At 58.8% G+C, this 19,476-nt stretch carries 21 protein-coding genes and 1 pseudogene; 19 read left to right on the plus strand and 3 right to left on the minus strand.

Translation table 11 applies throughout. The features are described 5' to 3' along the window. Nucleotides 1-165 precede the first annotated feature (165 nt). From AKV04_RS09720 to AKV04_RS09795, 16 genes are all read left to right on the plus strand, one after another. Nucleotides 166-1,248, plus strand: coding sequence for a transporter substrate-binding protein (locus AKV04_RS09720; protein ID WP_054006255.1), 1,083 nt, complete (start codon nt 166-168; stop codon nt 1,246-1,248). Continuing rightward, on the plus strand, nt 1,245-1,850 hold the full coding sequence (locus AKV04_RS09725; RefSeq protein WP_054006256.1) for an ANTAR domain-containing response regulator: 606 nt from the start codon (nt 1,245-1,247) through the stop codon (nt 1,848-1,850). Before AKV04_RS09720 ends, AKV04_RS09725 begins: the two co-directional genes overlap by 4 nt. After that, complete coding sequence (locus AKV04_RS09730) at nt 1,828-2,709, plus strand: ABC transporter permease (protein WP_054006257.1); 882 nt, start codon at nt 1,828-1,830, stop codon at nt 2,707-2,709. The genes AKV04_RS09725 and AKV04_RS09730 overlap by 23 nt, the downstream gene beginning before the upstream one ends. Beyond that, entirely contained in the window at nt 2,709-3,629 is a 921-nt protein-coding gene (locus AKV04_RS09735) for an ABC transporter permease (RefSeq protein WP_054006258.1), read from the plus strand. Before AKV04_RS09730 ends, AKV04_RS09735 begins: the two co-directional genes overlap by 1 nt. 31 nt (nt 3,630-3,660) lie before the next feature. After that, a complete protein-coding gene (locus AKV04_RS09740) occupies nt 3,661-5,277 on the plus strand; it encodes an ABC transporter substrate-binding protein (RefSeq protein WP_054006259.1) in 1,617 nt (538 codons plus the stop codon). A gap of 1 nt (nt 5,278) precedes the next feature. Continuing rightward, nucleotides 5,279-6,238, plus strand: a complete 960-nt coding sequence (locus tag AKV04_RS09745; RefSeq protein ID WP_054006260.1) for an acetamidase/formamidase family protein — start codon at nt 5,279-5,281, stop codon at nt 6,236-6,238. After that, the gene (locus AKV04_RS09750) at nt 6,235-8,067 is read left to right on the plus strand and encodes an ABC transporter ATP-binding protein (RefSeq protein ID WP_054006261.1); all 1,833 of its coding nucleotides are present in this window, start codon (nt 6,235-6,237) and stop codon (nt 8,065-8,067) included. The genes AKV04_RS09745 and AKV04_RS09750 overlap by 4 nt, the downstream gene beginning before the upstream one ends. Before the next feature lie 1,093 nt (nt 8,068-9,160). After that, on the plus strand, nt 9,161-9,547 hold the full coding sequence (locus AKV04_RS09755) for a hypothetical protein (protein ID WP_054006262.1): 387 nt from the start codon (nt 9,161-9,163) through the stop codon (nt 9,545-9,547). A 10-nt stretch (nt 9,548-9,557) separates the two neighbouring features. After that, nucleotides 9,558-9,830 (plus strand): hypothetical protein, encoded by a 273-nt coding sequence (locus AKV04_RS09760; RefSeq protein WP_156317450.1) that lies wholly within the window; start codon nt 9,558-9,560, stop codon nt 9,828-9,830. A gap of 22 nt (nt 9,831-9,852) precedes the next feature. After that, nucleotides 9,853-10,437, plus strand: coding sequence for a hypothetical protein (locus AKV04_RS09765; protein ID WP_054006264.1), 585 nt, complete (start codon nt 9,853-9,855; stop codon nt 10,435-10,437). 689 nt (nt 10,438-11,126) lie between these two features. Next, complete coding sequence (locus AKV04_RS09770) at nt 11,127-11,600, plus strand: DUF3768 domain-containing protein (protein ID WP_082351588.1); 474 nt, start codon at nt 11,127-11,129, stop codon at nt 11,598-11,600. 87 nt (nt 11,601-11,687) lie between these two features. Next, the gene (locus AKV04_RS09775) at nt 11,688-13,544 is read left to right on the plus strand and encodes a ParB/RepB/Spo0J family partition protein (protein ID WP_235815591.1); all 1,857 of its coding nucleotides are present in this window, start codon (nt 11,688-11,690) and stop codon (nt 13,542-13,544) included. A 58-nt stretch (nt 13,545-13,602) separates the two neighbouring features. After that, nucleotides 13,603-13,794, plus strand: a complete 192-nt coding sequence (locus AKV04_RS09780; RefSeq protein ID WP_054006265.1) for a hypothetical protein — start codon at nt 13,603-13,605, stop codon at nt 13,792-13,794. A 117-nt stretch (nt 13,795-13,911) separates the two neighbouring features. Then, complete coding sequence (locus tag AKV04_RS09785; RefSeq protein ID WP_054006266.1) at nt 13,912-14,187, plus strand: type II toxin-antitoxin system RelE/ParE family toxin; 276 nt, start codon at nt 13,912-13,914, stop codon at nt 14,185-14,187. 10 nt (nt 14,188-14,197) lie between these two features. Continuing rightward, a complete protein-coding gene (locus AKV04_RS09790) occupies nt 14,198-14,497 on the plus strand; it encodes a HigA family addiction module antitoxin (protein WP_054006267.1) in 300 nt (99 codons plus the stop codon). An 862-nt stretch (nt 14,498-15,359) separates the two neighbouring features. Next, nucleotides 15,360-15,698, plus strand: a complete 339-nt coding sequence (locus AKV04_RS09795; protein ID WP_054006268.1) for a single-stranded DNA-binding protein — start codon at nt 15,360-15,362, stop codon at nt 15,696-15,698. Between the two features lie 57 nt (nt 15,699-15,755). Here the strand turns inward: AKV04_RS09795 and AKV04_RS09800 are convergent, their stop codons facing one another. From AKV04_RS09800 to AKV04_RS09810, 3 genes are read right to left on the minus strand one after another with little or no spacing between them, the layout of a single operon-like run. Beyond that, nucleotides 15,756-16,241, minus strand: a complete 486-nt coding sequence (locus AKV04_RS09800) for a thermonuclease family protein (protein WP_054006269.1) — start codon at nt 16,239-16,241, stop codon at nt 15,756-15,758. Then, nucleotides 16,238-16,669, minus strand: coding sequence for a type II toxin-antitoxin system VapC family toxin (locus AKV04_RS09805; RefSeq protein WP_054006270.1), 432 nt, complete (start codon nt 16,667-16,669; stop codon nt 16,238-16,240). The genes AKV04_RS09800 and AKV04_RS09805 overlap by 4 nt, the downstream gene beginning before the upstream one ends. After that, complete coding sequence (locus tag AKV04_RS09810; protein ID WP_156317451.1) at nt 16,669-16,911, minus strand: type II toxin-antitoxin system VapB family antitoxin; 243 nt, start codon at nt 16,909-16,911, stop codon at nt 16,669-16,671. Before AKV04_RS09810 ends, AKV04_RS09805 begins: the two co-directional genes overlap by 1 nt. Before the next feature lie 544 nt (nt 16,912-17,455). Here AKV04_RS09810 and AKV04_RS09815 point away from each other — a divergent pair. The 3 genes and pseudogenes from AKV04_RS09815 to AKV04_RS09825 all read left to right on the plus strand — a co-directional run. After that, complete coding sequence (locus AKV04_RS09815) at nt 17,456-18,343, plus strand: ArdC family protein (protein ID WP_054006272.1); 888 nt, start codon at nt 17,456-17,458, stop codon at nt 18,341-18,343. A gap of 32 nt (nt 18,344-18,375) precedes the next feature. Further along, a complete protein-coding gene (locus AKV04_RS09820; protein WP_054006273.1) occupies nt 18,376-18,663 on the plus strand; it encodes a hypothetical protein in 288 nt (95 codons plus the stop codon). A 377-nt stretch (nt 18,664-19,040) separates the two neighbouring features. Further along, nucleotides 19,041-19,476, plus strand: a pseudogene (locus AKV04_RS09825) (IS21 family transposase); the annotation flags it as partial.

The raw sequence follows: 19,476 nt of genomic DNA on the forward strand, positions 1-19,476 counted from the left end.
GAGCCGTTGCCCCTTCTAAGTCACAAAGTACGTTGACCTGTCGTGATTGGTGCGCCATCCTGTACGAAATACTGGCCGCTTGGCCGGAGGGCATTTGCGCCTCGCTGTTCGTCCCCTGTTTACTGGGTCCGGGCGGCGGGGCTTTTTTTATGTGGGGCTGATCTGGTGAAACGCCGCGTTGAACTTGGGTTATTGCATTCGCGCTCGGGCAGTTATGCGCTGATGTCAAAGGCCAGCCTGACCGGAGCGCTGGCTGCGATTGATGCAGTGAATGCCGATGCAGGTCTGCCTGTGTATTTTACCTCGGTGCAGCGCGATCCGTGCGGCAATGCCGATGCATACGGCCCGTTGTGCGAAGAGATTTTGCGCGATAGTAGCGCGCGGCATGTGGTTGGCTGTGTGACCTCGCTCAGTCGTAAAGAAGTGATCCCCAGCCTTGAAAAGCTGGACGGCACCCTGTGGTATCCGCTGCCCTACGAGGGGTTTGAGGCGTCTGATCGCGTGATTTACACCCATGCTTGCCCCAATCAGCACCTGTTGCCGCTGTTGGATTGGGCGATGCCCGCGCATGGCCGCAGGGTCTATCTGACCGGGTCGAATTACATCTGGGGCTGGGAGATCAACCGACTGGCCCGCATGACTATTGTGGAAGCGGGCGGCGTGGTGTTGGGCGAGCGGTATTTGCCGATTGGGGCTACGGATGTCGAACGGATGATTGATGAGATCCGCGTCAGTTGCCCGGATTTCGTGCTGAATTCGCTGGTAGGCGCTTCGTCTTATGCGTTTTTGCGCGCCTATCATGCGCTAAGCTTGACCGATCCGCGCTTTACGCCCGAGCGTTGCCCGATGCTGTCGTGCAATCTGACCGAATGTGAGTTTCCGCCTTTGGGGGCTGCGGCAGAGGGGTTGATTTCGGCTGGTCCATATTTTCGGGGGATTTCGGGCTGGCAAGGTCAGATCGATTTTGGATCGTCACACGAGGCTGCGAGTTATGGCGCGGTGACCGAGTTGGCGCGGTTGCTGGCGCATCACGGGCCGGGGTCTGAACATTTGCCGCTGGCGCAACTGCTCGCCGGGGCGGGCGGGATGGTAGATGCGGGCACGCATCATACGCGATTGCCGGTGATTATCGCTCAGGTGCGCAACGGCGCGTTTGAGGTGATCCAGAATCGCGGTATTGTGGTGGGCGATCCGTTTTTGTCGCGCGATGTGGGCACGGCTGCGACCCCGTTGCGGGTAGTGTCATGAAACGGCAGGTGCGCAGCAAGTATTTGGGTGGGGCACGGGCGTTGATTTTGCACCGCCCACACCTGAACGTGCTGGCGCTGGCCCGGCAGTTGCGCGCGATTGGGTTGGTGGTGGATGAGGCTTGGCCCGAATTGGGCGCGCAGGCACTGGCTACTGATTTCATCTTTTTCGACGCCGATATGGGCTATGATGGCCAGTTTCCTTGGCCTGCGGGCGAGGCCCCGATGCCGATGATTGCGATGATCGGGTCGGAAGCACCGGGGCGGATTGAGTGGTCGTTGCAGATCGGCGCACATGCGCAGCTGTTAAAGCCGATCACCGGCAGCGGCGTCTATTCTGCGGTGCTGATCGCGCGGGATGCGTTTGACCGCCAGCGCGCGCAGGCCGCTGAAATCGCCGATCTGCGGCGCAGGCTGGACGGGCGGCGAGCCGTAGTCCGCGCTGTTATGCTGTTGATGCAGATGGGGAAATCAGAGGCGGATGCCTACGGTCAGCTGCGTCAGATGGCGATGTCTTGGCAAATCAGTTTCGAGGATGCGGCGCTGCGCGTTGTGGCGCGCTATGCAGCGGAGGGCGGCGATGACCAGCGTAACCGGGGTTAACTTCGCGCCCAAAGGGGCTCTGCGGCGGCTGATGGACCGCAAGCTCGCCGTGTTCGGCATGATGTTGATTGCCATTGTGGTGGCGGGGGCCATATTCGCGCCGTGGATCGCACCCTTTGCGCCGGATCAGCAGAATTTTGATGGCTTGACGATAGAGGGCGCGCCGATGGCGCCCGGTGGGGCTTATCTGATGGGCACCGACTTGCTGGGCCGCGATTTGTTCAGCCGGATCTTGTATGGTGCGCGGACGTCGCTGTTGATCGGGGTGGTGGCGAATGGACTTGCGTTGCTGATTGGCACCTTGGTCGGGCTGACGGCGGGGTATTTTCGCGGTTGGGTCGGATCGGTGTTGATGCGGTTTACCGATCTGATGATGGCGTTTCCGGCATTGTTGCTGGCGATTTGTCTGGCGGCAATCTTTCAGCCATCGTTGTGGATAGTGGCTTTGGTGATTGCTTTGGTGAACTGGGTGCAGACGGCGCGGGTGATTTACACCGAGACCACATCGCTTGCGACCCGCGATTTTATCGCGGCGGAACGCACCTTGGGCGCAAGCACCGGGCGAATTTTGTTCAAACATATCCTGCCGCATCTGGTGCCGACCATCATCGTCTGGGGCACATTGGGGATTTCCACTACCGTTTTGCTTGAGGCTACACTGTCGTTTCTGGGTGTGGGCGTGCAGCCGCCGACTGCGTCTTGGGGCAATATTATCTTTGAAAATCAGACCTATTTCCAATCAGCACCGTGGCTGGTGTTCATTCCCGGCGCGGCGATTATCTTGCTGGCTTTGGCGTTCAATCTGGTGGGCGACGCGTTGCGTGACGTACTGGACCCGACGCAGAGGGGGCGCGCCTGATGCCTGCCTACATCCTTCGTCGCCTGTTGCAATCGGGGCTTATCCTGCTGGGCGTCAGCTTTATCACCTTCTTTTTGCTGTTCGTGCTGCCCGCAGACCCCGTGCGCCAGATCGCCGGACGCTCGGCTTCGGCGGCGACGGTGGAAAGCATCCGGCATGAACTGGGTCTGGATCAGCCATTTTTGGTGCAGTTTGGCCATTATATTGGCGGGCTGGTGCAGGGCGATCTGGGCCGCAGTTATTTGCAAAAATCCGAGGTCTCGGTGCTGATCGCCTCGCGCCTGCCTGCGACCCTGCTGCTGATGGTAGCGGCGATTTTTTGCGAGCTGGTGATCGGCCTTGCGATGGGGATTGTAGCTGCTCTGCGGCGCGATAGTTTTACCGATCAGGCGTTGATGATGACCTCGTTTGTGACCGTATCAGCCCCGCAATTCGTGGTCAGCCTGCTGATGCTCTATGTGTTTGCAGTGAAACTCGGCTGGTTCCCGATTGGCGGCTACGGCACCTTCCGGCATCTGGTGCTACCTGCGGTGACCCTGGGGATCCTGGGCTCGGGCTGGTATTCCCGCATGATGCGCTCGTCGATGATCGACGTGATGCGCACCGATTACATCCGCACCGCGCGCTCCAAAGGGCTGACCCGCGCCCGCGTCGTGCTGGGCCATGCTTTGCCCAACGCCATCCTGCCGATTATCGCCATGATCGGTATCGACATAGGCGTATTCATGGGCGGTATCGTGGTGGTGGAGAGCGTTTTCGGCTGGCCCGGTATTGGCCAGTTGGCGTGGCAAGCGATCCAGCGCATCGACATTCCGATCATCATGGGCGTGACACTGGTATCCGCCGTTGCCATCGTGCTGGGCAACCTGCTGGCTGACCTGATCGCCCCGTTCATCGATCCTCGAATTAAGCTGAAATGACCAAAACCAACACGACCAACAGGAGACAAAAATGAAAAAACTGCTCGCCTCCACGGCTTTGATGCTGGCCCTTTGCGGCCCAACGCTGGCGCAAGACTATGTTCCCGATCCAGCCGCCAAGCAGGGCGGGTCAATCGTGATGACCTACAAGGATGACGTAGCCACGCTGGACCCGGCGATTGGCTATGATTGGCAAAACTGGTCGATGATCCGGTCTTTGTTCGATGGTCTGATGGATTATGTGCCCGGCACCACCGATTTGCGCCCCGGTCTGGCCGAAAAGTATGAGATTTCTGAGGATGGCCTGACCTACACCTTCCACCTGCGCGCAGGCGTCAAGTTCCACAATGGCCGCGAGATGACGGCGGATGATGTGAAATACTCTCTAGACCGGGTAACTTTGCCAGCGACGCAATCGCCGGGCTCGGGTTTTTTCGGCTCGATCAAGGGCTATGATGCGATGGTCGGCGGCACCGCCACCAGCCTTGAAGGCGTCACAGTGGTCGATCCGCTGACGGTGAAGATCGAACTGTCGCGCCCCGACGCCACCTTCCTGCATGTCATGGCGATCAACTTCTCTTCCGTGGTGCCGAAAGAAGCGGTCGAGGCCGCGAATGGCGACTTTGGCAAAATGCCGGTCGGCACCGGTGCGTTCAAAATGAAGGAATGGACGCTGGGCCAAAGCCTAGTGTTCGAGCGTAACACCGACTACTGGCGCAAGGGCGAGCCCTATCTGGACCAGATCACCTATGAGTTCGGCCAAGAGCCTATCGTCGCCCTGCTGCGCTTGCAGAATGGCGAGATCGACATTCCCGGCGACGGCATTCCGCCTGCGAAATTCACCGAAGTGATGGGTGATCCGGCGCAAAAGGCCCGCGTTGTGACGGGCGATGTGCTGCACACCGGCTATATCACGATGAACGTCACCGCCGCCCCGTTCGACAAGGTCGAGGTGCGGCGTGCGGTGAACATGGCGATCAACAAGACCCGCATCGTGCAGGTGGTCAACAACCGCGCCGTGCCTGCCACGCAACCGCTGCCGCCTGCAATGCCTGGCTACACCAAGGACTATGCGGGTTATCCGTTTGACGCGGAAGGTGCCAAGAAACTGCTGGCCGATGCGGGTTATCCGGACGGGTTCGAGACCGATCTTTACGCGATGAACACCGACCCGAATCCACGGATTGCGCAAGCCATCCAGCAGGATCTGGCCGCCATCGGCATCAAGGCCAACATCCAATCGCTGGCGCAGGCCAATGTGATTGAAGCGGGCGGCGCGGGCACAGCGCCGATGATCTGGTCGGGCGGCATGGCATGGGTTGCCGACTTCCCCGATCCGTCGAACTTCTATGGGCCGATCTTAGGCTGTGCGGGTGCCGAAGCCGGGGGCTGGAACTGGTCGAAATACTGCAACCCCGAACTCGACAAGGCTGCCGTTGCCGCTGACAGCATGTCCGATCCTGCAAAAACCGCAGATCGTCTGAAGGCATGGTCGGATATTTACATGAAGGTGATGGAGGATGCGCCATGGGCTCCGGTCTATAACGACCAGCGTTTCACCATGAAATCAGACCGTATGGGCGGAGCGGATGCGTTGTTTGTCGATCCGATTGCCACCGTCAACTTTGACTATGTGTATGTGAAGTAACATGTGCAAAGCCTGCAATTACACGATCCACGGCGCGCAATACCACTTCGGCTGGGACAATTCCAATCCCCCTGCCGCACGGGTGGAGCCGGGCTCGACGATCTTGTTCCATTGTCAGGATTCCTCGGCGGGCCAGCTTGGCCCGTCGTCGACTCTGGCAGATGTGACAGCGCTTGATTTCGGCAAGATCAACCCGGTCTCGGGTCCGATCTATGTCGAAGGCGCCGAACCGGGTGACGCGATCAAGGTCACCATCGAAAGCTTTGCCCCGCGCGTCTTTGACGGGCGTGGCTTTGGCTGGACGGCGAATATTCCGGGCTTTGGCCTTCTTGCCGATCAATTCCTCGACCCCGCCCTGCACGTATGGGCCTATGATCCTGGGCAAATGGGGCCAGCTCTGTTCGGGCGTGAAGCCCGCGTGCCGCTGAAGCCCTTCGCGGGCACCATCGGCAATGCTTTGGCCGCACCCGGCCTACACTCGGTTGTCCCACCGCGCCGGGTCGGCGGCAATCTGGATATCCGCGATCTGAATGCGGGGGTGACGCTTTACCTGCCAGTCGAAGTCGCGGGCGCGTTGTTCAGCGTCGGCGACACGCATGCCGCACAGGGTGATGGCGAGGTGTGCGGCACGGCGATCGAATCTCCGATGGATGTGGTGTTGACGCTGGATCTGGTCAAAGGCGCAAATCTGAAAAACCCGCGCTTTACCACCCCCGGCCCGGTGACACGACACCTTGACGCCAAGGGTTATGAGGTGACCACGGGCATCGGGCCTGATCTGATGGCAGCTTCACGCGATGCGGTGGCGGGGATGATTGACCATTTGTGCGCGCAGCGCGGCATGGCGGCAGTTGATGCCTATATGCTTGTATCGACCTGCGGCGATCTGCGGATATCTGAAATTGTCGATATGCCGAACTGGGTGGTTAGCTTTTACTTCCCACGTTGTGTGTTTGAATGAGCGCAGCTTTACCAAATGCCGGGGCCGCATTGGCCCCGGAAGTGTTGTCAGTGCAAGGGCTTACGGTATCGGTGCGCACGGGCAACGGGGACCGTGCTTTGGTTGAAAACCTGTCGTTCACGTTGCACCGGGGTGAAACCTTGGCGATTGCAGGCGAAAGCGGCTCTGGCAAGTCGATCACTTCGCTGGCAATCATGGGTCTGTTGCCGCCGCCTGCGGTGCGGATCACGGCGGGCAGCGTCCGTCTGGGCGACACCGATCTGACCAAGCTGCCCGAGGCGCAGATGCGATCGTTGCGCGGTGCCCGCATTGCGATGATCTTTCAGGAACCGATGACCTCGCTGAACCCGGTACTGACGATTGGCGCGCAACTGACAGAGGCGATCCGGGCGCATAGCGATGCAACCCGCAGCGAAGCCCGCGCGCAAGCATTGGCCGCACTGCAAGCCGTGCGGCTGTCGCAGCCCGAACAACGGCTTAAGCAATATCCACACGAGTTGTCGGGCGGTATGCGTCAGCGTGTGATGATCGCGATGGCGCTTGCCCTGCGCCCCGAAGTGCTGATCGCAGACGAGCCGACCACCGCCCTGGATGTGACGGTGCAGCGTGAGGTTTTGGATTTGTTGCGCGATTTGCAGCGCGAATTTGGCACGGCGATCATTCTGATCACGCATGATATGGGCGTGGTCGCTGAAATGGCAGACCGCGTGATCGTGATGAAAGCCGGGCAGGTGGTAGAGGCGGCAACGACCCGTGATATCTTTGTGGCACCGCAAATGCCCTATACTCAAAATTTGTTGGCGGCGGTGCCACGGATGGGCAATGGCTCGCGCGTTTCCAGCGATGTACCCCGCGACAGGTCCGGCGAAACCATTGCGCGACTTCGCGATGTGGTGGTGCGATTTCCGCTGAAAGGCGGCATTCTGGGCCGGACCACAGCGCATGTGCATGCTGTCGAACATGTCAGCTTTGATATTCGCCGGGGCGAAACATTTGCACTGGTGGGGGAATCCGGTTGTGGAAAATCGACGATTGCCAAGGCGATAGTTGGCCTTGCCCCGCATCAGGGCCGGATTGAAATTGCAGGCCAAAGCTTTTCCGATCTGGATGCTGCTGGCCAAAAGGCGCTACGCCGCCGCGTGCAGATCGTGTTTCAAGACCCGATGGCAGCGCTAGATCCACGCATGACCGTGGGCGCTCTGATTGCCGAACCTTTGGTGATCCACCGCCTTGGCAGCGCAGCCGAGCAACGCGCCCGCGCATCGGAATTGATGCAGCGCGTCGGGCTGACCGATGATCAGCTTAATCGCTATCCGCACGAATTTTCGGGCGGGCAGCGCCAGCGCATCTGCATCGCACGTGCCTTGGCGTTGCAGCCCGATCTGATCATCGCTGACGAATCCGTGTCGGCCTTGGATGTCTCGGTGCAGGCGCGGGTGCTAGAGTTGTTGCAAACCTTGCAGCGCGAATATGGCGTGGCGTTCTTGTTCATCAGTCACGATATGGCAGTGGTTGAGAATATTTCGGACCGTGTGGCGGTGATGTATTTGGGCCAGATCGTGGAGACCGGCAGCCGCGCGCAGGTGTTCGGCAACCCGCAACATGCCTACACCCAGCGCTTGATCGAGGCGGTTCCGGTGCCAGACCCCAGCCACATCCGCGCGGCATCACCTCGGTTGGCAGGCGACGTACCCAGTCCGGTGCATACTTTGGGCCAAGGTCCAGCGCGGTTGGTGATGGTCGATGTTGGCGACGGCCATTTGGTAGCGCGGCTATACGACGGCGCTGAAAAACACTGTCTATCCTCCGCTAATTTCCGTCGAGAGTAACCCGAGTAGGAAGTGAACCCTCTGCAAATCTCCGACGAAGAGAAAATCGCATTATTCGATGACATTTAGGAAGGACTATGGTCCAGATAACGTCAATTTTTCGCAGACAAACACTCCTAGCGGCCGAGTTTGGCGCGGTCTTCCCGCAGGCCACTATCGCCTCTTACACAGGAAATAGAACGCATTGTTCAACGCGGCGTTCGGCACGGGTATCGCGACCACGCGGTCAGCATTGAGCATATCAGGCATGGGGGCGACCATAGAGGACCAACTCGTCGCAATTTCCCCACCTCGAATGTATAGATAGTCCCGGCACAATAGGCGACAATATTGATATAGGTCGTAAGAACCCCCTGCGCAGTCTGCCCAGATGTCCTGATCCAAGCCGAAGGTGGTCCGTTATTGTCGACAGAGTCGAGATCGAGTTCGCTGTTTCCAGTGCCACCCAGCGGAGGCCAGCGCTCCGCAAATGCGAATGACGGCTGGCAGGCAACTATCGCGGTAGCAAAAGCAATCGCCCGGCTGTTCATTCCAGCCACCCAGCAGGAAGGTGGTGCATCGGATGATCGAAAGACAAGCCGTCTCGCCGCTCGACGACATGCCCCTTATTGAAGGTTGATCTGGCCGTGGTCGAATAATTCCGAACAGCCTTGAAAAGAAAGAACATAGTAGCCCGCGCGGGGCGCGCGCGGTCCGGCCGGGGGATTTGGCAAAGCCAAACGCCCCAGCCCTGATCTCAAATGCCGTCACCGGGGATCGACCGGGCAAAGCCCAGCTCACCCCAGCACCGACGGTTTATTCTGGTCTCATGATCCGCCTGACATCCCTGTCCGCGCCAGTCAATCGGCAAGCGCCGCGCGAAGCGCGTCGTCTCCAGCGGGGAGCCGTGTTGTCGCTTGCGCGCCTGCCCGCGCCACCTCTCCGCCTCCGACCGATGACAGTCGCCGCCAGCGCCGCAGGCAGGGCGTAGCCCTCCCTGCTCTGTCCTCCGGGAAATGTGCATTTCCCGAAAGACAGAACAGGAAGTGCCGCCCAAGGCGGATGAAGGGCAAAAGATCCCGACCCGCGCCACCACAAAGACGGAGCGCCCTAAATGGCAAAGCACTTTGAAACCCACCTCTACACCTTCGCAGTCGCACTGACCCAAGGTCACGCAATTCTGCCGGCCAATCTTGCCGGGATGCGGGCCAAAGCTTTGATGCATGGCCACACCGAGGCAGAGTGCAGCGGGATTGAGGCCAACCCGCAAGCCTATATCACCGATGGCCGGATTGTGCGGAGCAGCCGCGTTACCTTCCATCATTTCGACAATGATCAAGAGGCGCGGGACTATCGCCGCATCCACAGCACAGGTGGCTGGATTTTTGTATGTTCCGACAACGGTGAGGCGACGTTGTTTCCGCCGCATATGTCACCGAGCCATATCCGGCATCACCCCCTTGTCGCAGGCCAAATTGGCCGCCTTTTGGCAAGCGCGTGAGGTTGAAGCCATGACCAGCTTTCCCTACGGCTTTCCGACGAAATACAGTCGGTATTTGTCCGGCACCGATCAGAAATGGCCGTCATGCACAAATTCCGAACCCGGCAGCATGGGGCATGAGTGCGGCGAACCCGCCCGCTACAGTGCCGAAACCGCATCAGGTTTTGCAGTTTGCTATTGCGCGGCTTGCAAAGCCACCGGAACCGAAGCCGCCCGTGCCGTCAACTGGACAGCACTACCGCCCGCCCCACGCAGCGGCGATGGCGCACCTGCTAACCTTTGAAGCCGCGCGGAGGGCTTGACCAATGATCACCACCGCAAAAGCAACCGAAGTTTTGAATGCTGTGGTGCGCGATGAATATGCGCGCCTCGCCGTTCTTGCGGGCCGGGAGTGCAAAATACTGATGATCCGCACCGCGCGCAAACATCGAGAGGCCACAGCGCCGTTTCCGCTCTATAATGCCCAGTCGGGCAGCGAAGATCATCTTGCCGAATTTGAGGCTTTCGCCCTTTGCCCCGTGCGTACCGAACATGATTTTTACGGTGAACACATGGAAAAGACCACGATCTGCGGCGCTGAAATCTGGTCGATCTATGGCCGCTCAGGTTTGGAATGGAGGTTGATCCACGATAGCACCGACGAACATTCTGCTGGCACGGCGTTAGTTCAGATCATCGCCATGACCGGCAAAAGTGTGTCGTTCCAAGCCTCGGATTATTGCACCGCCGAAACCAGCCTGCCCGCCTTGGCCGATATTCTGACAAGCAAGATCCACGATGAAATCCCCGGCTATGACGAGCCGGACGAGTTTAAAAGCGACGATTTTGACAATCACCCACTTGCCGCAATCCGCGAAGATTTGGTTGCGGCGCTAGATCGGGGCGTTTGACGGAAAGCGTGGCGAGGCAACCGGCCCCTTCGCCACGCCTCTCAGCAAAGGTTCGCCCCGCGGCCTCGGCCCGCGAGGCCGCAGCAGCGGGGCGCGGCGCTACCCGCGCCGGGGGCCGCAAAGCGGCTTACCCCAGAGTTTACCACGAAGCATTTCACTTACCTTCGCAATGTGAATCAGCGCGTTCAGCTCTAAGCCCTCAGGCCCTTCAAGCAAAACCTTCAGGCTGAAAAACTCTGGGGCAGACAAGAAGGAACATCGCAGCCCACGCGAGGGCGCGCGGTCCGGCCGGGGGATTTGGCAGAGCCAAACGCCCCAGCCCTGATCTCAAAGGCCAGCGCTGGGGATCGACCGTGCAAAGCACGGCTCACCCCAACGCCGACGGTTTTTTTCTGCTCTCACGATCCGCCTGACATCCCTGCCCGCGCCGGTCAATCGGCAAGCGCCGCGCAAAGCGCGTCGTCTCCAGTGGGGAGCCGTGTCCTCGCCCATGTGGGCTGCGGGCCGCACCACCTCCCCGCCTCCGACCGTTGACAGTCGCGGCCAGGGCCGCAGGCAGGGCGTTGCCCTCCCTGCTCTGTCCTCCGGGAAATGTGCAGTTCCCGAAAGACAGAACAGGAAGTGCCGCCCAAGGCGGATGAAGGGCAACAGACCCCGAACCGCTTCATCACGAAGACGGAGTGTAAACTATGCTTGATGACCAACCCCTTGCCTACATCTGCAAGGCTTGTGGCAAGCCGCAGGAGGCTTTGTGCCAACCGAGCATTTGCCCGGATTGCGGCGCAAAAGGTGGCGCGCGGGATTTCCCGAGCCAAGAAACCGTGACGATTGCCGAACAGAATGATCGGTTCCGTGCGGTTTGGAACGCTGATTTCACAATCCCCGGTCGCATCCTTGGCACCCCCGGCGTTGCAGCTTTGGGTTTCGAATTTATGCAAAGCCTCATGGTTGCGGTGATGCAGTTTTCCGATTTCACCGCTGACAACGACCCATATGGTTGCCGCAATTTTGGAATTGTCACCATCCCCCACGAAGGCAAGCCAACCCGCGTTTACTGGAAGATCGACCTCTATGATCGGAACCTTGAATTTGGGTCCGAAGCCCCGAGCGATCTGACCAAAACCACCCGCGTAATGACGCTCTTGCTGCCCTCTGAATACTGACAACCACCCCGGCCCCCGCTGAAGGGGCCGCCCCCCACATATCGCCGTGAAACAGCGGCGTCCCATATCACCACACTGGAGACGATTATGAACATGATGAACACCACCGCCGCCGTTGCAGCAGATCCGATCGAATATTATCCGCTGGAAAGCCTCTATCTGTCGCCGCTGAACCCGCGTCAGAGCCATTCCGACGACGAAATCCTTGAACTTGCTGGCAGCCTTATTGCCTGCGGAATGCTGCAAAACCTTTCAGGCTTGCGCGATGCAGAAGGCCGCGTTGGTATTGTGGCAGGCGGTCGGCGCTTCATGGCACTGCAACTGGCCGTGCAGACCCACGCGCTCTTGGGGATCGTGCCTGTCAAAGTGACCGACGATGAAGCCACGGCCCGCGAATGGGCTTTGGTCGAGAACACCGCCCGCAAAGACCTGCACCCTGCCGATGAAATCCGCGCCTATGGCCGGATGGAGGCCACCGGGGCCAGCATCACCGCCATCGCATCTGCCTTTGCTGTCACCGAGGCGCATGTTCGCCGCCGCTTGAAACTCGCGGCCCTTCCCGCCGCCGTGCTGGACGCCTTGAGGGCGGGCCAGATCACCTTGGGCCATGCCGCGATCTTCACGACCTGCAACGATGAAGACCTTGCGCTTGAGGTGCTGGAAACGGCGAAGGGCCGCGATATGGCCGAGCATGAACTCCGCCGCTTGCTGCAAGGAGCCTCAATCCGCCACACCGACCGCCGCGCACAATTCGTCGGGATCGAAGCTTATGAGACCGAGGGCGGGCGCATCACCCGCGACCTGTTTAGCAACGATGTGCTGTTTGACGATGCAGGGCTGTTAACCGACATTTTTGCGCGCAAGCTGGCAGAAGTGGCACGGGGCTTGATGGGCCAAGGCTGGAAATGGGCGGAGTCGCGTCTCGAGAATTATGTGGACTGGTCCGAGAAAGACAAACTCACCCGGCTTTATCCGCAAGAGCCGGATTTGTCGGAGGATGAAGCCGAGGAATACGATGCCTTGTGCGAACTTGCCAACGCCGACGCGCTAGACGAAGAAGGCCACGCCAAGCTGGACGCCTTTGACGCGAAGCGCGCGCCAGTGTTCAGCCCGGAGCAACGCGGAGCGGCAGGTGGGTTTGCATTTGTCGGGCGCGATGGCGAGCTGCAATTTGAAATGGGCTTTGTTCGCCCAGAAGATCGCGCCGAGGCTGTTGAAGCGGGCGTGATTGCAGCCGACCGCCACAGCAGCGCGGGCGCTATTTCCGGTGAAGCCACTCCGAAATCCCCCTACTCTGCGGCTTTGGTAGCAGATATTCACGCCATGCGCCTTGCCGCTTTGCAGAAAGCTTTGCTGGCTAAGCCCGAACTGGTGTTGGATCTGATGGCTTTCGCGCTCTCATCGGCCAGCGGTGCCTATGCTGCAATCTTCGATATGCGCCTTGGCAACCCGACCAACACGCCGAGCGTTGAGGAGGGCTTTGCGGTGGATGCCCGCCTGACCGACCCGAAGCCGCACAATATGGTGCAGGATCAGGCGGAGGCGTTTGTCGGGTTTCAGGGTCAGGGCAAGAAGGCGCGGAATGCGGCAATCACCGAAGCTTTGGCGCGCGGTCTGAACTATGGTTTCAGCACCTGTTCCAGACAGTCAAACCTCTTTGATCACGTCGAGGAAGAGGCAGGCGCATCAATTCGCACCGTCTGGACCCCGACCGCCGCGAACTTCTTTGGCCGCGTGTCTGGTGGCTATCTGGACGCATTGCTTGCCGATCTTCTTTCTTCCGAGGCGAGCGACGCCCGTGTAAAAGCCTTTGCCAAGATGAAGAAATCCGAGAAGGCGGCGACGATGGAGCGGCTGTTCAGCGACAGCACTACCCAAACGCTTTACGCCCTTACCCCGGAGCAGATCGCGCGCATCGGCCAATGGGTGCCGGATTGCCTCTAACGCAAAGCAGAGGGGTGGCGCTTGTCGCCCTTCACCCCCTGCCCCGAGGTGATATGCTATGACACAATATCCCCCGGTCACTGCCGAACAGCTTGAGGCGCTTGCGCATTTAGCAAAGCAGAATGGCCGGAATTGGAAGGCCTGGCTTTCCGATCTCTGGACGCGCGCCGCCGATCCTACCATGCATGGCCTGCGCAACAGCCACGGCCCGAGTTGGCTCAGTCAATTCTCTTTGTCGCTCAAACTCTAACCGGCCCCGTGTTTACTCCTCGTGGTGAGGTCAAACTGCCTTCCCTTTGGGGGCGGCTTCTTTCTTGTCGCGTCACCTATCTGTTTACATATGTAATCTGTTCAGTTACAGTAACCTATGATAAAGACATTCGCCAACAAACAACTCAAAGCATTGTGGGAAACGGGAAGGTCAAAGATCGACGCCCGCCTTCATCAGCGAATATTGCTGCGGCTGGATCGTCTTGATGCCGCAGAAACCGCCGAGGATATGAACCTGCCGGGATTTAACTTTCACGCCCTTAAGGGCTTCAACCCAACCCGCTTCACCGTTCACGTCAACGGTCCTTGGTGCATCACCTTCGAGTTTATTGATGAAGATGCCTATGTGATCGACTTTGAGCAATATCATTAAGGAGACGAATATGACCCGCAATCCAGATCGTTGCCCCTCACACCCCGGAGCTTTGTTGCGTGAGGATATCATCCCGGCCACGAAAAAGCCGAAGGCCGAGATTGCCCGAATGTTGGGCATCTCGCGCCAGCATCTTTATGAAATCATGGCAGAGCGCAAGCCCGTCAGCCCCGACGTAGCGGTTCGACTTGCCAAGATGTTCGGCGGCGGCTCGCTGGCGTGGGTTCGGATGCAAGGGGCTTTCGACGCATGGCAGGCAGAGCGCGCTGTTGATGTGTCAGCTATTCCCACGCTTCACGCAGCGGAATAGAGCCACCCAGAGCTAGAGTCCGATCCAGCATAGGGATCAGGCCAAACCCACGATTGGCGCCAGATAATGCCCCGCACTGTGCGGGGTTTTTTCTTTCCCAAAGGCAGCCGAGCTGTTCAGGGTGTCCCGCCAGACTTGGGGCAAAAGGGCCCCAAATCAGGCACGACCGGCGCTGCCCGCGCCGGGGCCGCTTACACGGTTTTAAAGTTGCAAAGATATAAAGAATCCTCAATACATATGTTTTGATACAAACTTAGGCGCTGTATGAACCGTTCACTCACCGCGCTATTTGAAGCGCTCTGGCCATGGCGGAAGTCCTGCGTGGTAACCGGCAGCTTTCCCCCAGCGCCTCTGTTTTGGGTCTGTCACTCTGCAATTCAGGCTTCTTGGTCAGATCGAAATGTTCGGCTCTGTGACGCCCCGGATACTTTCGCAAATTCTCTTTATCGTAGGGTTTCCTCCGCACCGTCGCACAAGAACCAGATCGCCATAGCCCGACAATCTTTGATCCCCAATGGTCGCCTTCCGCAGGTCGTAGTTCCATTCCACCGGCCGCCTCGAACCTGCCCCGGTCCATACGCAAGGTGCCGTGACAGCACAATTGACTATCTCGAATACCGTAGCATGAAGCCAATACGGACGATTTGGGACAAAGCTGTGGGCGCGCGCGAGGCGTTTCCTTTGCGTGTTTCAATAACGGAACCTGGCTCAGTCGGTTCTTCAGCGACCAGCGGCCAAGAGCCGCCTTCAAGCAGAAAAACGGCTTTCACGCGAGCGCGAACCTTCCGTTTTTCAGCTTGATCGCATCACCAACTGGCCCTGCCCGTTTTCATCGAAACACTCAAACAAAGGAAACTACCAAATGCGCACCCACTTCGAGTTCAATGCAATCGCTCGCGTCGGCAAAATCACTGCAATCGGTTCGATCTTGAAAGTCAGCCTTGCCGCCGAGTACGGCAAGCGCAACGACCGCGGCGATTTCGAGTCCAACCCCTTCTGGAACACCGTCACGATCTTCAACGAAGCCACCATCAAGTGGGTCAAAGAAAATGTCGGCCCCGGGGATCTGGTTCATGCGCGCGGCACCGCACGGGAAACCAGCTACGACAAGAACGGCGAAACCATCTACGGCGTCACTTTCGCTTGCGACCAGTTCGACCGTCTGGCCAAGAAGGCCGAACGCCAGGACGACCAGCAGTAAGACAGAGGGGCGGCACAAAGCCGCCCCTACTCCCTTCCCAACGATGCGCAAACCGTCTCACTTTGAGACTCTTTGCGCCTTCCGCCACTGCCAGGGCGCTTCAAACTGCGCGGCCCAAATGCCGAGGCCCGCGCGGCTTGCTTCGGCTTCCGCCGCGACATAATCGGTCGAGTACGCCCGATATGCCATCGCCCAGCCATTGCGCACCAGCCAGTCGTTCACGTCGCCCTCCGCTGTCCGACAGACCGCAACGGACCTCTTATATCGGTCCGTTCCACGCACTGCGCAGCTCGTCGGCTTCTGTGCCAGATGCACCGCCAGCGCCTCAGCCGCATCGCCGCCGCAGCGCCACTTGGCACCCGTGGGCAAGGTGCAGGTCTGATGTGCTTCAATCGCATCAATGCCAAACAGCCTGATCCTCTCGCCGTGAATCTCTATCGTGTCCCCGTCTATAACCGAGGCACGGCCGACAAGTTCGGGCGCTTGCGCCAGTGCTGACCCCGAGGCCAGCACCAGTGCTACGATCATCGCTCCGGTCTTCATCCCAGATCTGTCGCGGCAAAATCATCACCCTTGTAGAGCAAGGGCGTGTGATAGCCTTTCGCACAGGCATAGGCGAAGCAGTCGCCCATGTTGAGCCGCGCCGGATGCCCGGTCAGCTTGCCATAGGCCATCGACGCCATACGCGCGCCAGTCCCAATGCTTTCCGAAATCATAATGTCCTTGCCGCCTATCGCTTCAATCAGTTCTCGCACCCAATCTTCGGACAATTTCTTGTCCTCATCATTCAGAACCGTGCGGCCTGCGTCCCGCGCGCGTTGAGCCGCAAGCGACACCACAGCTTCAAAGCGCACGACGGGCGAAACCCAAACTTTTCCTTCAGCCTTCGCACGTTCTATTTGTCCCAGAAAGCCCAAGGCTTCAGGTTCACCCTTAATGATCGCCACTAATGCAGAAGCATCCACAAACATCAGATACCCCCGCTCAGATCATCCATAAGTTCCTTATCGTCAAAGGGCCGTCCAGACAGTCCTTCGCTACGGGCGCGGGTTTGCAACAGCGCAACTTGTTCTGCCAGGCTCACAACTACTGCGGATTGTGTGTCGAGTAAATTTAGAGCCCGTCGCACGACATCCGTCTTGTTTAAGCCCAGTCTTTTCTCCAGTCTCAGCATCAGCAGGTCAATCTTCTCGTCTCTCACAAACAGCGGCATTGCACACCCGTATATAAACCTCCGTATATACAGTATATACTCAATCAGCGCCGATTGTCTATATTGATCCTTCCCTTCGTCCCGTATCCGCAAAGCAACAAGCTTTAGGGCGCGTCCTTCGGAGCTGGCTCAATGCCGCATGCGGCACCGAGCCAGCCAAAGGCTGTCTCGGCCCATTCGGGTTACGATCCTTCGCGCGGTCATGTTGAACTTGAGCCACATCATCAGGGGGATTTGGACAAGCCAAACGCCCCCGATCAGAGCGGCGTTGTGCAGGCTGAAACGTTGCAAAGTAAGATCGGGAACCGCCGGTTCCCCCGCGCAACCACAAACTCTGGCGACCGAAGGGGTGTCCCCGCCTTCCTCTGCCTTCGGCTTTGTGCAGGTGGGTGATCCCCCTCCCCTTCGATCTGGAGTTTGAAGTTGCGCAGGCCCCCCTCCAGCCCCTCGCCGGGGGGGCAGGTTTTCACATGAGAGGCGCGCAAGAGCGCCGCTCAAGTCAAAAACCCGCCCGAGTTTAGGGCAAAGCGATGGAGCGCCACAAATGGCCGACGACAAATTCAATGTATATTCCCACGTCACCGCAGCAATCGTTTCTGCGATGCAGTCGGGCACCGCACCGTGGCGCAAGCCTTGGACGGGCGGCACAGGCGGCGTCAGCATTCCCCTGCGATCCAACGGCGAAGCCTACCGCGGGATCAATGTTTTGATGTTGTGGATTGAGGCCAGCGAAAAAGGCTATGTTTCCCCCCAATGGTTTACCTACAAACAGGCCCAGGAATTGGGTGGCCAAGTCCGCAAGGGCGAGAAATCCGCCACCATTGTGAAATACGGCACCGTCGAGCGCGAAGACCGCGAGAGCGGTGAAGAAAAGCGCTTTGCCTATGCCAGGGCTTACCGGGTGTTCAATGCCGATCAGATCGACGGCTTGCCCGCAGAGTTTTACGGCAAACCGCCTGAAGCCCCCTGCGACCTGGGCACCGAGGGAGACGCCGCGCTTGATGCGTTTTTTGCGGCAACAGGTGCGACGATCACCAGCACCGATACCCCGCGCGCCTACTACAACAGCAAGGACGATTTCATTCATATGCCGCCCATCGCAACCTTCCACAGCGCCAGCGGATATTATGCCACCCTTGCCCATGAAGTCACCCATTGGACAGGACACGCAAGCCGCCTTGACCGTTTCAACAAACCCGACCGCCGCGCCTATGCCTTTGAGGAATTGGTGGCAGAAATCGGCAACTGTATGCTTTGCGTAACCCTTGGCCCTGCCCCCGATTTTGACCAATCAGCATCCTATCTGGCAGGATGGCTGGAAGCCTTGCAGAACGACGAGCGGCTGATTTTCAAGGCCGCATCCGATGCACAGAAAGCGGTGGACTACATCACCGCCGTCGCGGGCCAAACAAAAAAGAAGGTGGCCGCGTAAGCGGCCCCCAAAATTTGGCAACTGCTATTCCCATGCAGCTTGAAATCAGAAAAGCCCCGATCGGGCATAAATCAGGCTGGGTCATTTGGGATTCCGCCGCAGACTGCGCAGAGGTTAGCTGGCTTTGGAAAACCAAGAAAGCCGCTCTCGCAGAAGCACAGGAGATTCTTGAGAGACATCGGGAATCGGAGCGTCGGGAGATCGAATATCGCGCAAAACTTACAGCAGAACGTGCGCAAAAAGATGCTCTGCAGGCCGCAAAAATCGCGCGCCGCGAAGCCATCAAGCTGGAGAAACTTCGCCAGCTTGACCTCTTTTGAGGCGGGGCTGATCGGCCAAATGGTGTCGGCTATACGCGGACACATAAATGCGCCCGCGTATAGCCGACTGGCGCTTTTGCAGCGCCCGCAGCCGGGGGATTTGCGCAAATCCAGACGCCCCAGCACAGATCGGGAACCGCCGGTTCCCGTTGCAAGACCTCGAACACCTGATGCGTCCTGGTGCCAAGTGGCACTCTGCAATCCCTGTCACGTGCAAGAAAGCTGTCGGGAATGCCCTGTCTAACTGATCACAATTTATCTGAGAACGGCAGTGCAAAAGTTTGCCACGGAAGTGGCGGGATAGTCTTGCTGCGGGCAGAGTAAAACTTTGCCACTTTGGCTCTTTCTGGTGACGGGGAGGGCGGGGGATTTTCAGCGTGGAACTTTATAGAAAGGTGCGCCTTGCGCGCCGCGAAGGCCTGAGCGAACGCGCCGCCGCTCTTCATTTTGGTGTTTCGCGTGCAAGCGTGAAGAAGATGATGAGTTTTTCGGTTCCGCCAGGGTATCAGCGGACAACGGCGATAAAGCGGCCCAGGCTGGATGCATTCACGGGCTTCATCGACCAGTGGTTGCAGGAGGACCTTAGTCGGAACCGCAAGCAACGGCATACGGCCAAGCGTATTTTTGAGCGGCTGCGTGACGAGCACGGGTTCAAGGGCGGCTACACGACGGTGAAGAATTATGTCCGCGAACATGGCCGACGCAGCCGAGAGATGTTTGTGCCGCTGGCTCATGCCCCGGGCCACGCCCAAGCGGATTTTGGCGAGGCGATGGTTGTGATCGGCGGTGTTGAGCAAAAGGCGTATTTCTTCG

The organism is Cypionkella psychrotolerans, from assembly GCF_001294535.1.
Classification (GTDB): domain Bacteria; phylum Pseudomonadota; class Alphaproteobacteria; order Rhodobacterales; family Rhodobacteraceae; genus Cypionkella; species Cypionkella psychrotolerans.